Origin of the sequence: Rhizobium sp. R711 (assembly GCF_002211365.1) — a bacterium.
Taxonomy (GTDB): domain Bacteria; phylum Pseudomonadota; class Alphaproteobacteria; order Rhizobiales; family Rhizobiaceae; genus Rhizobium.
This window is the reverse complement of sequence record NZ_LOKZ01000038.1, coordinates 105,899-119,066: the sequence shown is the minus strand read 5'-3', so window position 1 is coordinate 119,066 and position 13,168 is coordinate 105,899. Positions and strand designations below refer to the sequence as shown.

The following is a 13,168-nucleotide window of genomic DNA, read 5'->3' as shown; positions in this document are numbered from 1 at the left end:
TGGAGATGCCTTATGGGTATGATGAAGACCGAAGCCCCTCTCGATGAAAAGGCGATCATCGCCGCGGCCGAGAAGGCCCTTGCAGATATTGCCGCCGTCCGGGGCGAAGTCTCGAAGGTGATCTTCGGCCAGGAAAGCGTCGTGGAGAACACCCTCCTCGCGGTTCTCTCGGGCGGCCATGCCTTGCTGGTCGGCGTCCCGGGCCTTGCCAAGACCAAACTCGTCACGACGCTCGGCGAAGTGCTCGGCCTTGCCTCCAACCGCATCCAGTTTACACCGGATCTGATGCCCTCCGATATCCTGGGCTCGGAAGTGATGGACCAGGACGACAGCGGCCGCCGCTCCTTCCGTTTCGTCAAGGGCCCGGTGTTCGCCCAGCTCCTCATGGCCGACGAAATCAACCGGGCGTCGCCGCGCACGCAGTCGGCCCTGCTGCAGTCCATGCAGGAATACCACATCACCGTCGCCGGGCATCGCTATGACTTGCCCGCTCCGTTCCACGTCCTTGCCACCCAGAATCCGCTGGAACAGGAAGGCACTTATCCTCTACCGGAGGCCCAGCTCGACCGCTTTCTCCTCCAGGTCGACGTCCACTATCCGGAGCTCGCCGCGGAACGACAGATCCTGCTCGAGACGACCGGAATCGGCGAGAGGGCGCCGCAAGTAATCCTGGACGCGGAGCGCCTCGTCGAAATCCAGACGCTCATCCGCCAGATGCCGGTCAGCGACAAGGTTGTCGACGCGATCCTCGCGCTTGTCCGCTCGGCTCGCCCCAGTCAGGGAAATGCCGCGACCGACAAGAACGTCGCCTGGGGTCCGGGTCCGCGCGCTGGCCAGGCTATGATGCTTTGCGCCCGCGCTCGCGCTCTGTACGAAGGCCGCCTTGCACCATCAGTCGACGATGTCCACGCGCTCGCCGAACCCGTACTGCAGCACCGCATGGCGTTGACGTTTGCCGCGCGGGCGGAAGGCATGTCGGTTCGCGACGTCATTGGTGGGCTGGTCAAGCAGGCCAAGGGATAAGGAAGCGTCTGCGTGGCACCCATCGGACAGATCGTCAATCCGACCTCGGGCAATGATGCGCTCGCCCGCGCAAGGCAGCGAGCGAGCCTTGTGCCGGATTGTCTCGTCGAGGCCAAGCGGATCGCTAACACCGTCATCGCCGGCTGGCATGGCCGTCGCAAACGCGGCATCGGCGAGAACTTCTGGCAGTTCCGTCCCTATAGCGAAGGCGAGAGCCTGTCTCGCATCGACTGGCGCCGCTCGGCACGCGACGACCACACCTACATCCGTGACCGCGAGTGGGAGGCAGCCCATACGGTCTGGCTTTGGGCCGACATGTCTCCCTCGATGATGTACAAATCGACGTTCGGAAATGTCTCGAAGGAAGGCCGGGCGCTCGTTATCATGCTGGCGCTTGCCGAAATCCTGGCGCGCTCCGGCGAACGAATCGGATGCCCAGGCGTCATGGAACCGATCGCCGCGCGCAATGCCGCCGAACGACTTGCAACGGCACTGATGCACGCGCCGCTGAGCGGAGGACTGCCCGACACAGCCATGATCCGCGGTTGGAGCGAACTCGTGCTGATCGGTGATTTCCTTGATGATGCATCCGCGGTCATGGCGCGCATCGGTCCCCTGGCGCGGCGCGGTCTGCGCGGCCACGTCATCGAGATCGCCGATCCGGCCGAAGAGCTTTTCCCCTATGATGGCCGCACCGAATTCACCGATCCCGAGACGGGGTCGAAGCTGACATCCGGCCGGGCCGAGCATGTTCGCGAAGCTTATACCCGCGCCTACCTCGGCCGCCGGGATGATCTTGGCCAGGCGTTGCGTCATATGGGCTGGACCTTTGTCAGCCACCGGACTGACCATCTCGCCTCCGAAGCACTGGTCGCCGTTCACATGTATCTCTCGGGCATGCCCGCGAGGATAACGCAGGGAGAACGCACGTGAGCGCTCTTCCCTTTGCCTTCGCCTACCCCGCAATCCTCGGCGCGCTCCTCGCCCTGCCGATCATCTGGTGGCTGCTGAGACTGACGCCCCCGCGCCCGAAGACGGAAGTCTTTCCGCCGCTGAAGATTCTGGCGACGGTCCTGAAGCGGGAGGAAACCCCGGCCCAGAGCCCCTGGTGGCTGACCTTGCTGCGCATGCTGTTGGCCACTGCCGTCATTTTGGCTATCGCCGACCCGGTCTTCAATCCGCGTACGAATTCAATCGCTTCCGGTGGCCCGCTCGTGCTCTTTGTTGACAACGGCTGGGCCACGTCACCAGATTGGGATCGCCGCGTGAAGACGGCCGACGCGCTGATTGATGACGCAGAATCGGCTGGTACTCCGGTGGCGATCGCCTTCACTGCCGACCCGACCAACGATGCCGTCCCTGGAACGGCAGCCGCCGCCCGCGACAAGCTGCGTGCCGCGGAACCGAAGCCGCTTGTGCCGGATCGCCAGCGCGCTTTCGAAGCTCTCCGCGCCGCGCTGAACGGCGTCCATCCTGGCACTCTCGCTTTTCTCACTGACGGTGCCGCTGCAAGCGAGAACGACGCGACCGTCCGCGAGCTTTCCGATCTCTCGCCGGCCCAATTGCGACTGATTTCCGGGGACGCGAACGAGACGATCGCGATCACGTCGGCAAACAATGCCGCCGATGCGATGACGGTGACCGCCACGCGCCTTGACAATGCCGCTGCCGCCTCGCGCCTGATCACCGCGCAGGACACGCAGGGACGCGCGATCGCGGCTGGCTCGATCGACTTCCAACCGGGTCAGAGCGTCGCGACCGGATCGATCACCGCACCGTTTGAAATGCGCAACGATTTCGCGCGCGTCAGCATCGATAATCACGCTACGGCTGGCGCCGTGCACCTGCTCGACGATGGCTTCAAACGTCGCCGCGTCGTCCTGCTATCGGGCGAAGTCGGCGACACGTTCCAGCCACTGCTTTCGCCGCTTTATTACATCCAGCGCGCCCTGCAGCCTTATGCCGACCTGATCGAACCGAACACGCCCGATCTTGCGACCTCGATCCCGGATCTGCTGTCGCAGAATCCATCTGTCATCATCATGGCGGATATTGGCCGCCTGCCCCAGGGAACCTACGAGCCGCTGCAGCGCTGGATCGCGAACGGCGGAACGCTCGTTCGCTTTGCGGGTCCGCGCCTTGCCGCCGCACCCGCCGACGATCCGTTGGTGCCGGTGACGTTGCGCCAGGGCGAACGTGCATTGGGTGGGGCGCTCTCATGGGCAGAGCCGCAGCCGCTCGCCGAATTTCCGACCTTTGGCCCCTTTGCCGGGATGCCGAAGCCGACGGATGTTACGGTCAAGCGGCAAGTTCTCGCGGAGCCGACGCCGGACCTTGCAGAACGCACTTGGGCAAGCCTCGCCGATGGCACGCCCCTCGTTACGACGAAGCCGATTAATGCAGGCCGGATCGTCCTGTTCCATGTCAGCGCCGAAGCGACGTGGTCCGATTTGCCGATCTCCGGCAATTTTGTCGAGATGCTGCGTCGCCTCGTCCAGCTGTCGCGTTCCGGCGGCGTTACCGCCGAGGCCAGCGGCGCCTCGACTGCTGAGGCCTTGCCGCCTTTCCGGTTGCTGACCGCGAAGGGCGCACTCACGACCGAAACCGGCACGGCGCGTCCGCTGATCCCGAACGCCAAAGTGACGCCGGTTGCAAGCTTCGATAACCCACCCGGCCTCTACGGATCGGAAGAAGGATTTACGGCGCTGAACGTCCTGCCGAAAAATGCCGAACTGAAACCGCTAGATGCCTCAGGTCTCACCGTCGTGCGCGAAGGGTTGATCGGCGGTGAAACCTGGTCGGCAAAGCCTGCGCTGTTCCTGATCGCCTTCCTGTTGTTGCTGGCGGACAGCCTGATCGTGATGTTCATGAGCGGAGCCTTTTCGAGGCTGCGCTCGGCGGCGCGTACAGCAGCGCTTGTCGCAGTGGCGGTCAGTGCGGCCTTCTTTCTGCTGCCGGGACAATCAAATGCCGATGACTCCAAGCCCGGCGACGATCAGATCTTCCAGCGGCTCGACAATACACACCTCGCCTATGTCGTCACCGGCGAACAGGAGGTCGACCACATATCCGAACGCGGGCTGGAAGGCCTGACGGAATTCCTGACATACCGCACCACGTTGGAGCCATCGCCGCCTGTCGGCGTGGATCTCACGAAGGATGAGCTCACCTTCTATCCGATCATCTATTGGCCGATCTCGGCGACCGCGCCCATGCCCTCGGCCGCTGCGATCAACAAGATCGATGCCTATATGCGCGCGGGCGGAACCGTGCTCTTCGATACGCGCGATCAGTTTAGCGCGCTCGACAGCAATGGAAGCTCGGTCAGCGCCAATGGCGAGCGATTGCAGCAGATCCTCGCCAATCTCGATATTCCGCCGCTGGAACCGGTGCCGTCGGACCACGTACTAACGAAATCGTTCTACCTGCTCTCAAGCTTTCCCGGCCGCTACACGGGCAGCCCGCTCTGGATTGAAGCACGCCAAGAAAATCGTCCCGAAAACGCCAAGTCGGCGGCCACGGCCGACGGTGTTTCTCCAATCCTCATCACCGGCAACGATTTTGCCGGCGCCTGGGCCGTCGATGACAACGGGGTACCGATGTTGCCGACGGTCCCGCCGGACGAGACACAGCGCGAATACGCCTATCGCAGCGGCGTCAACATCATGATGTACATGCTAACCGGCAACTACAAGACCGATCAGGTCCATGTCCCAGCTCTCCTGGAACGGTTGGGACAGTGATATGACAGTTGATTTTTCGCCCTTCATCCCTTGGCCGCTCTTGGCGGGTCTGGCGATCATTGTTCTGGTGACTGCAGCCTTTGCCATCTGGCGCCGCGTGCGTGGCGCGTGGATCCGCTCGATCGCGGCCCTTGCTTTGCTGGCTGCCCTCGCCAACCCGCTCTTGCTGCAGGAAGATCGCGAGCAACTGTCGACGGTCGTGCCCGTGATCGTTGACCGCAGCCAGAGCCAGCAGACGCCTGAACGCATCAAGATGACCAACGATGCCCTGGCGCAGCTGAAGGATCGCCTCGCTCGCTTCCCCAACATCGAACCACGCTACGTCGACGCGACGGAACCGGAAGACTCGGACGCTCCCTCGACGCGGCTGTTCAATGCGCTTTCCGCTGCTGTCGCGGATGTGCCGCCCGCCCGCATCGGCGGCGCCGTCATGCTGACGGACGGCGAAATCCACGACGTTCCCGGCGTCAACCAAGCCCTCGGCTTCGACGCGCCGATCCACGGCCTGATCACCGGCAAGGCCAACGAGTTCGACCGCCGCATCGAAGTGGTGAAGGCGCCGCGCTTCGGGATCGTCAATGAAGAGCAGCAATTGATGCTGCGCGTCTTCGACGACGGACCGAGCCCCGGCGGCACCGCAAACGTCACGGTGAAACTCAACGGCAACGAGATCGCCACACTCCAGGCAACGCCCGGCCGCGACACGCCGTTTTCGTTCAAGGTCGAGCGCGGCGGCAGCAACGTTCTCGAATTTTCGGTCGCCACCCTCCCGGGCGAGGTCACCGACGCGAACAACCGCGCGGTCCACTTGATTGACGGCATTCGCGAAAATCTGCGCGTACTGCTCGTCTCCGGCGAACCGCATGCCGGCGAGCGCGCCTGGCGCAATCTTTTGAAGTCGGATGCCTCGGTGGACCTCGTCCACTTCACCATTTTGCGCCCGCCCGAAAAGCAGGATGGCACACCGATCAACGAACTGTCGCTGATCGCCTTCCCGACCCGCGAATTGTTCGTCGACAAGATCAAGGATTTCGATCTGATCATCTTCGACCGCTACCAGCATCGCGGCGTGCTACCGATCCTCTACTACGACTATATTGCCCAGTACGTTGAAAATGGCGGCGCCCTGCTGATCGCTGCAGGCCCCGAACATGCAGGCCAGGATTCGATTGCGCTGACGCCGTTGTCGTCGGTACTGCCGGCCGCTCCGACCGGCCAGATGATCGAAAAGGCCTTCTATCCCCGGCTTTCGGAAGAAGGTCGCAAGCACCCCGTTACCCGCGGCCTCGATGGTTCCGCTGACGAACCGCCGCATTGGGGCCGCTGGTTCCGCAGCGTCGATGTCGATCCCCCGCAGGGCCAGACGGTTATGGTCGGCGCCGACAACCATCCGCTGCTCGTTCTCAACCGCGCCGGACAGGGCCGCGTTGCCATGCTGCTCTCTGATCAGGGCTGGCTATGGGCCCGTGGCTTCGAAGGCGGCGGCCCGCATGTATCGCTCTATCGCCGCGTCGCTCACTGGCTGATGAAAGAGCCGGCGCTTGAGGAGGAGGCCCTCACGGCGCGCGCATCAGGCCGCACGCTGGAGATCACACGCCAGACCATTGGCGCGGATCCTGGCAACGCGACGGTTCGCTATCCCTCGGGAAGGACGGAAACTCTGCCCCTGACGCAGGCAGAGCCCGGCCTGTTCAAGGCTGAGAAGAAGATGGACGAGATCGGCCTTTTTGAGATCCGCAATGGCGACATGACGACACTCGCGCATGTCGGCGCGGTCGATGCTCCCGAATTCAAGGCAATGATCTCGACGACTGATGCGTTGAAGCCTGTCTCCGACAAGACAAAGGGTCTCGTCACCCGCGTTTCCGATACCAGCGGGGCGATCAGCATTCCGCCGATCCTGCCTGTTCGTGGCCAGATCCGTGTCGCCGACGACGATCGCATGCAGATCCATCTCACCAACGAAACGGTGCTGAAGGGCATCAACACCCTACCGCTATTTGCCGGCTTCGCCGGTGTCGGCATTCTGCTGCTTGCCTTCGGCGCCATGTGGTGGCGCGAAGGGCGTTAGCGGCATGGTCGAGTTTGAATTGACTTGCTCGCCAACCGCCGATGATCTCACGGCGATCGGCGACGCACTGTCGGCCTTCAATATTCATGACGTCGGCCCTGCCGAACGCCAACCGCTGGCGGTTCTCATCCGGGATACCGACGGCAACGTCACCGGCGGTCTGTCCGGCTATACCGCCTGGGGCTGGCTCTTCACGCAGTTGCTGTACATTCCCGACGAGGAACGCGGCAAAGGCATGGCTGGCAAGATTCTGGCCTTGGCTGAAGAGGAAGCGGCCGCGCGCGGCTGTCACGGGGCCTGGATCGATACCTTCAATCCACAAGCCCTGCGGGCATATCAGCGGCAGGGCTACGAGATATTCGGTGAACTGCCGGAGTTTCCGAAAGGCCGTACCCGCACCTTTCTGCGTAAGTCGCTTCCGGAAATCAGCTGAGCGCAGCCTGCCGCGTTTCGGCATCAATTGCCATCGCGGCCATCGCCGCCACGACCAGCGGGCCCGCGAACAAGCCGATCGCCAGACCTAATCCGCCCGAGACAACAAACGTCATCAGCGATGGAGCAAGCAAACCGCCGAGCCGCGCCATCGCACCCGCGACGCCCATTCCCGTCGCCCGCAATGCCGTGGGATAGAGCTCGGGCATATAGGCGTATAATGCCCCCATGTCCCAAGCAGGGCAAAACTCATGACCAGCACCGCGCGATCCAGCGCCTCGTCCATGGAAATACTGCTCATGCGCTGGCCTCTCAAACCACTGAAAAATCACACGAAGTGCGTCTGAGGTCTATGGCTTCAATATCGCAGGGGGCCTATTTCCGCCAGCCGATAGTTCCCTTCAGCCTGCTATGTGCATCCTCGGCAAGCGGCACGACCAGCACGCGAGACGGATCAACGGGGCCCGGAAACGTCAGCGCATTGTGGGCTACCCGCTCGAATCCAAGCGGGCAATAGTAAGGCGGATCGCCGACGAGGATGACCGCCTCCGATCCCTTGCGACGTGCGGCGTCGATGGCAATCCGGACGAGTTCCCGGCCAATGCCACGGCCCTTGTGCGACGGCCGCACGGCAAGCGGCCCAAGCAGGTGCCCACTAACCGAACCGGCCTGAACGGGCGTCATGCGCACCGACGCGATCGTCTCTCCGTCATCGGCACAGATGAAGGAAAGCGAGAGATCGTGTGGTCCCTGTTCGCGGATCCGTGCTGCGGCGCGCGTATGCCGGCCAGGGCCGAACGCTTCTTCGTTGATATGTTCGATTGTAGCGTCGTGCGACGCATCCTCAGTGAGGTAGACCAGATCGTGCTTGTGCATGATGAGACGGAAACCGGATAGACAGAATTGATGGATCTCGAGCACGCCCTTCGGCGTTCGGGAGCATCAGCGTCGTCGCAGGTTTCTCGGTGCAAACATCAAATCGGGTTCCAGAAATGTAAAATGGCCGATAGCAGGAAAAAATTCAGTCGTCCAATGGAATTTAGCGCAACGTCCCGCGGCGTGACGCAGTGTTCAATCTTTACCGCCCTGCAAACGCGCCAGGGGTACGATATGTTCGAGCCAAGGAAAATTTGAAGGATCACAACATGGGCATGCTGGTTGATGGCGTCTGGCATGACGTCTGGTACGATACGAAAGAAACCAAGGGGCACTTCAAGCGCGCCGCTTCCCAGTTTCGAAACTGGATTACAGCCGATGGAGCCGCTGGCCCATCCGGAACGGGCGGTTTCAAGGCGGAGGTCGATCGTTACCACCTCTATGTCTCGCTGGCATGCCCCTGGGCGCATCGGACGCTGATCTTCCGCAAGCTCAAGAAGCTCGAGGACGTCATCAGCGTTTCCGTCGTCGATCCGCTAATGCTGTCGAACGGTTGGGAGTTCAAGGTCGGCGACGGCGCCACCGGCGACCATCTCTTCGCCACCAAGACGCTCTGGGAAATCTACGTGAAGGCCGATCCGCACTATTCCGGCCGGGTGACTGTTCCGGTCTTGTGGGACAAGAAGACCAACACGATCGTCAATAACGAATCCTCCGAAATCATCCGGATGTTCAACAGCGCCTTCGATCATCTGACGGGCTCGACCGCCGATTTCTATCCCGACGACCTGCGCGCCGATATCGATGAACTCAACGCTGTCGTCTATGACACCGTCAACAACGGCGTCTACAAGGCCGGCTTTGCAACGACGCAGGAAGCCTATGGCGAGAATGTCGTCAGGCTCTTCGAAACGCTGGATATGCTCGAAGACCGTCTCGGCAAGGGTCGTTATCTCTTCGGCGATCGGCTGACCGAGGCCGATTGGCGACTGTTCACGACTTTGGTTCGTTTCGATGCCGTCTACGTCGGCCACTTCAAGTGCAACATCCGCCGCATCGACGACTATCCCAATCTGTCGGCTTATCTGCGCGATCTCTACCAGACGCAGGCTGTCAAGGAGACGGTGAACTTCCGTCATATCAAGGATCACTATTACCGCAGCCACAAGACGATCAATCCGACCGGCGTTGTGCCTGTCGGCCCTGCGCTCGATCTCGATCGCCCGCATGGTCGTGCCCGATTGGCAGCGGCCTAGCCCCTGTGCACTACCAGACGTGGGCGGGCTCCTCTTCGCCCGCGAGTTCCGCCAGACGGCGGCGCGTTGCCTCGGTCGTACCCGATGGCAGATCATCGACTGCGAAGAAACCGCACTCGACGATTTCCCGGTCCGGCGGCCGGGGTGCCGTTTGCTCCACCTGTGTCTTGTAGAAAAGGACGTGGTCGCGGCGGCTGGCCGCCGTGTTGAAATAGATGTGGAAGAGCTGCGGCCGGCCGAGAATACGCAAATTCCCCTCCTCTCGGAGCTCCTTGACCAGCGCTTCCTCGGCAGTCTCGTCTCGCTCGAGCCCGCCGCCAGGCATGTGCCAGCCGGGTACGTAGCTGTGCCGTACGAGAAAGATACGGCCCGCCGAATCGAAGCAGGCGGCGCGGACACCCATCGTCATTCCACGCGCCACCGCAAAATACATATGCACGATGCGCATCAGCGCTCGCGACTGCCAGGGGCGGATAGTTCCGATCACGCTCTTTCCAATTCCACTAATCCGTTCAAGCAGATGTGTTTGAATTGCAGACCGACTGGGCTATGTGTCGTCGCATGTTCAAGCTCGCACACATCTCCGATATCCATCTCGGCCCACTCCCTCGCCTTTCGGTCCGCGAGCTCTTTTCCAAACGCATTACCGGCTTTGTGAACTGGCATCGCAATCGGCGCAAGCACCTTTTCGGTAGCACGTTGGATCTGCTGCTCGATGACATACGTGCCAAGCAAGCCGACCATCTGGCCGTCACCGGCGATCTGATGAACCTCGCGAGCGGGCTGGAAATCCGTGCGGCTGCCGCATGGCTGAAAGAACTCGGTGATCCCGCCGACAATTCCGTCGTACCCGGAAACCACGATGCCTATGTACCCGGCGCCTACGAAAAATCGGTGCGCGCATGGTACGACAATGTGCGCGGTGACCTCGCTCCGGCCGATTGGCAGGAAGATCGCCACGTCTTTCCTTATCTCCGCGTCCGCGGCAAGGTCGCCATCGTCGGCTGCTCGACGGCGGTCGCAACGCCCCCTTTTGCGGCCAGCGGCTTCTTCGGTGAGCGCCAGGCCCGCGACACCGTGAACATGCTGCGCGCGGCCGGCGAGGCTGGCCTGTTTCGGGTCGTGATGATCCACCATCCGCCCATCCGTGGCGCCACCTCCTTCCACAAGCGGATGATCGGCATCCGCCGCTTCGGCGCCGTGATCTCTACCGGCGGAGCCGAGCTGGTGCTTCACGGCCATACGCATTTGAACACGCTCCACTGGCTACGCGGCCAGACAGGCCCGGTCCCAGTGGTCGGCATCGCTTCGGCATCGCAGGGACCGGGAGGATTGAAACCCCGCGCCGCCTACAATCTGTTTTCGATAGATGGCGCTCCGGGCGCCTGGGAACTGACTGGAGAACGCTTCAGCATCAACTCGATGGGCGACGGCGTTTCCAGTGAAAGCGTCGATATCTTCAAGGCTTAGCGTCGTTTCTGGAATCACCTTCTCGTCAAGCTGATTCAGAAATTCAAGATGACGATAACTTGAATTTCGGGAAGCATCCGAGGTCTTGGCAATTGGCGATCGCGACGTAAACTTGTCGTCTCTGCAGTATCAATTCACGGAGTCATTGCATGCCCATGGCGCCTATCAGTCTTCGCGGTCTAGCTTTGGCCGGCTCACTTGCCCTCGCAGTCTCTTCATCCGCCTATGCGATCGGCGAGGAGAGCGACGAAACCAAGCCGCCGCCAAAGACTGAAACGACGACGAAATGCACGGACGGCAAGGTCTGGGATGCAAAGCGCAAGGAATGCGTGGTCCCGAAGAAGAACTCGTTCAACGACGACGAGCTTTACAAAGCAGCGCGCGAATTCGCCTATGCCGGCCAATACGACAACGCCTTGACCGTACTCCAGCTTGCCAAGAACCAGAACGATCCGCGCATCCTGAATTACCTCGGCTATGCCAACCGCAAGGCGGGCAGAATAGAGCTGGGAATGTCGTATTACCGAAAGGCCCTGCAGGCCGACGAGAATTATATTCTGGCACGGTCATATATGGGCCAAGCTTTGGTGGAACAGGGTGACCTACAGGGAGCGCGCGTCCAACTCGTCGAGATCCGGGATCGGGGCGGTGAGCAGACCTGGGCTTACCGCTCGCTGCTGCAGGCATTGAACGGTTACCGCACGTATTGAGATTGACCCGAGGCAGAGCCTGACGAAGAAAAGCTTTGAGAACCCGTGGGATAGGCTGCCGGATGCTTGCGAAGCATCCGGTACTTGTTTCATAAAGGACACAGAGGCGATATAAATCGATTTCCTGCTGGGCGTTCTGCCCGAACGCCCATGCACCACTTGGAAAGACCATGCGTCAACCCGTGACGACCATCGATATTAGACGCGACCTAGTGGGCCTTCTGCCCCGGCTGCGGCGTTTTGCGATGACCCTTGCAGGTGACGCGGCGAGTGCGGACGAACTCGCGCAAGCGGCGTGTGAGCGCGCGATCGCCAAGAGCAACCAATGGAATGGCGAAGGCCGCCTGGAGAGCTGGGTTTACGCCCTCGCCCGCCAGCAATGGAGCGACGACCATCGCCGGCGCAAGCCGCACCCGATCGCCAGGGGCAATGTCACCGATATCCGGGAAGCGAGCCGCGATCGTATCTCGCTCGTCGATCCCGATGTCATCCACCGCATGATCGCCGACATGCCCGAGGGCACGTCCAGCGCCTTTTTGCTGGTTGTCGTCGAAGGGCACAGCTATCAGCAGGCGGCCGACATCATGGGCATCACCATCAACATCGTCGTAACCCAGCTTGCCGCGGCTAGACTGCATTTCGCCAGTGTCGCCGACAACTATCCTCACAGGTACTGAATTGCTCGATTTCAAAAAACTGCCGCTCGACGCTCAGCTAGCCGCCCTGCTGGACGGCGAGACGACGCCCGAACAGAAGCATGAGCTCGAGCAGCGCCTAGCCATCGACGAGGGCGCCAAGCGGCTCTACGACAAGCTGCGACACGGCACCGATTTCGGAAAGCACCGCCTCGACGACGTTCTCAAGGAACCGGTTCCCCTCGCCCTCGTTCGCTCGATCAAGAGCGCAGAGCCGCCAAAGGCCCCGGTTGCGGCGCGCGTTTCGCGCCCCTCGCTCAAGCTTGCGCCGACCGGGCCGCAGGCCCTCGCGGCGGCAATCATCCTCTTCATCGTCGGTTGCGGCATCGGCTTTTTCGCCGCTGGCAGCACCAGCAAGGTGCAACCGACCGCCCCGACAACGATCGAAGCCGCCTTGGAATCCAGCGAATGGTTGACAGACGTTGTCGCCAACCAGCGGCTTATCGCCCGCCAGCCCCGTCATATTTTCGAGGTGCCGTCGACGCAGGCGGAGGAAATTGCCACCTGGCTGACCTCAACAGTGGGCGTTGCGTTCCGCGTGCCTGATCTGACGGAACAGGGCTGGACGTTCCAAGGCGCGCGCGTCTTCATCGGCGACGGCCGGCCGGTCGGCCAGCTCGTCTACACCAGCTCCGATGGCGACCTGGCTTCCATCTGCTTCCGCAAGGATAACTTGCCGTCCGAGGCCGACGATTTCAAAGAAACGATCAAGGACGAGATTGGCGTGGTCGCTTGGCACAATGCCGGCACGTCCTATGTGCTTGTCGGCCCATCGTCGGAAGCCTCGCTCGGCCAGCTCGCCATACAGGTCGCTACGTCGATCTGATATCCGGACGTCTCGCGCTGCCACTGGCCGGCCGCGATCAACGGCGCGAGGCTCTCAACACCGTAT

12 protein-coding genes and 1 pseudogene are annotated in these 13,168 nt (G+C 61.8%); 10 read left to right on the top strand and 3 right to left on the bottom strand.

Annotation, left to right across the window (positions count from 1 at the left end):
* The first annotated feature begins 12 nt into the window (after positions 1 to 12).
* The 5 genes from ATY80_RS26700 to ATY80_RS26680 are packed head-to-tail and all read left to right on the top strand — an operon-like array spanning position 13 to position 7,270.
* A complete protein-coding gene (locus tag ATY80_RS26700; RefSeq protein ID WP_088695303.1) occupies positions 13 to 1,023 on the top strand; it encodes a MoxR family ATPase in 1,011 nt (336 codons plus the stop codon).
* A 12-nt stretch (positions 1,024 to 1,035) separates the two neighbouring features.
* Positions 1,036 to 1,956 (top strand): DUF58 domain-containing protein, encoded by a 921-nt coding sequence (locus ATY80_RS26695; RefSeq protein WP_088695302.1) that lies wholly within the window; start codon positions 1,036 to 1,038, stop codon positions 1,954 to 1,956.
* Positions 1,953 to 4,766 (top strand): DUF4159 domain-containing protein, encoded by a 2,814-nt coding sequence (locus ATY80_RS26690; protein WP_088695301.1) that lies wholly within the window; start codon positions 1,953 to 1,955, stop codon positions 4,764 to 4,766. The genes ATY80_RS26695 and ATY80_RS26690 overlap by 4 nt, the downstream gene beginning before the upstream one ends.
* A gap of 1 nt (position 4,767) precedes the next feature.
* Complete coding sequence (locus ATY80_RS26685) at positions 4,768 to 6,837, top strand: hypothetical protein (protein WP_088695300.1); 2,070 nt, start codon at positions 4,768 to 4,770, stop codon at positions 6,835 to 6,837.
* Between the two features lie 4 nt (positions 6,838 to 6,841).
* Complete coding sequence (locus ATY80_RS26680; RefSeq protein WP_088695299.1) at positions 6,842 to 7,270, top strand: GNAT family N-acetyltransferase; 429 nt, start codon at positions 6,842 to 6,844, stop codon at positions 7,268 to 7,270.
* Here ATY80_RS26680 and ATY80_RS26675 read toward each other — a convergent pair.
* Together ATY80_RS26675 and ATY80_RS26670 are read right to left on the bottom strand one after the other, a co-directional pair.
* A pseudogene (locus tag ATY80_RS26675) lies at positions 7,263 to 7,534 on the bottom strand (MFS transporter); the annotation flags it as partial. The gene ATY80_RS26680 and the pseudogene ATY80_RS26675 overlap by 8 nt on opposite strands.
* A 110-nt stretch (positions 7,535 to 7,644) precedes the next feature.
* Positions 7,645 to 8,145, bottom strand: coding sequence for an N-acetyltransferase (locus tag ATY80_RS26670; RefSeq protein ID WP_088695415.1), 501 nt, complete (start codon positions 8,143 to 8,145; stop codon positions 7,645 to 7,647).
* A gap of 269 nt (positions 8,146 to 8,414) precedes the next feature.
* Here ATY80_RS26670 and ATY80_RS26665 point away from each other — a divergent pair, with 269 nt between their 5' ends.
* The gene (locus ATY80_RS26665; RefSeq protein WP_088695298.1) at positions 8,415 to 9,401 is read left to right on the top strand and encodes a glutathione S-transferase family protein; all 987 of its coding nucleotides are present in this window, start codon (positions 8,415 to 8,417) and stop codon (positions 9,399 to 9,401) included.
* Positions 9,402 to 9,411: 10 nt separating this feature from the next.
* Here ATY80_RS26665 and ATY80_RS26660 read toward each other — a convergent pair whose 3' ends face one another.
* The gene (locus ATY80_RS26660; RefSeq protein WP_088695414.1) at positions 9,412 to 9,849 is read right to left on the bottom strand and encodes an NUDIX domain-containing protein; all 438 of its coding nucleotides are present in this window, start codon (positions 9,847 to 9,849) and stop codon (positions 9,412 to 9,414) included.
* 83 nt (positions 9,850 to 9,932) lie between these two features.
* Between ATY80_RS26660 and ATY80_RS26655 the strand changes: the two genes are divergently transcribed.
* The 4 genes from ATY80_RS26655 to ATY80_RS26640 all read left to right on the top strand — a co-directional run bounded on the left by ATY80_RS26655 (position 9,933) and on the right by ATY80_RS26640 (position 13,102).
* Positions 9,933 to 10,871, top strand: a complete 939-nt coding sequence (locus ATY80_RS26655; RefSeq protein WP_088695413.1) for a metallophosphoesterase — start codon at positions 9,933 to 9,935, stop codon at positions 10,869 to 10,871.
* Between the two features lie 149 nt (positions 10,872 to 11,020).
* On the top strand, positions 11,021 to 11,581 hold the full coding sequence (locus ATY80_RS26650; protein WP_088695297.1) for a hypothetical protein: 561 nt from the start codon (positions 11,021 to 11,023) through the stop codon (positions 11,579 to 11,581).
* 170 nt (positions 11,582 to 11,751) lie between these two features.
* Positions 11,752 to 12,258, top strand: a complete 507-nt coding sequence (locus ATY80_RS26645; RefSeq protein WP_088695296.1) for an RNA polymerase sigma factor — start codon at positions 11,752 to 11,754, stop codon at positions 12,256 to 12,258.
* Between the two features lies 1 nt (position 12,259).
* A complete protein-coding gene (locus ATY80_RS26640) occupies positions 12,260 to 13,102 on the top strand; it encodes an anti-sigma factor (protein WP_088695295.1) in 843 nt (280 codons plus the stop codon).
* Positions 13,103 to 13,168 lie beyond the last annotated feature (66 nt).

Bases quoted from the DNA above. Each gene is read 5' to 3' on its own strand.
- ATY80_RS26700 (WP_088695303.1), top strand. From the start codon at position 13: ATGGGTATGATGAAGACCGAAGCCCCTCTCGATGAAAAGGCGATCATC.
- ATY80_RS26685 (WP_088695300.1), top strand. From the start codon at position 4,768: ATGACAGTTGATTTTTCGCCCTTCATCCCTTGGCCGCTCTTGGCGGGT.
- ATY80_RS26680 (WP_088695299.1), top strand. From the start codon at position 6,842: ATGGTCGAGTTTGAATTGACTTGCTCGCCAACCGCCGATGATCTCACG.
- ATY80_RS26670 (WP_088695415.1), bottom strand. From the start codon at position 8,145: ATGCACAAGCACGATCTGGTCTACCTCACTGAGGATGCGTCGCACGAC.
- ATY80_RS26665 (WP_088695298.1), top strand. From the start codon at position 8,415: ATGGGCATGCTGGTTGATGGCGTCTGGCATGACGTCTGGTACGATACG.
- ATY80_RS26660 (WP_088695414.1), bottom strand. From the start codon at position 9,849: ATGCGCATCGTGCATATGTATTTTGCGGTGGCGCGTGGAATGACGATG.
- ATY80_RS26650 (WP_088695297.1), top strand. From the start codon at position 11,021: ATGCCCATGGCGCCTATCAGTCTTCGCGGTCTAGCTTTGGCCGGCTCA.
- ATY80_RS26645 (WP_088695296.1), top strand. From the start codon at position 11,752: ATGCGTCAACCCGTGACGACCATCGATATTAGACGCGACCTAGTGGGC.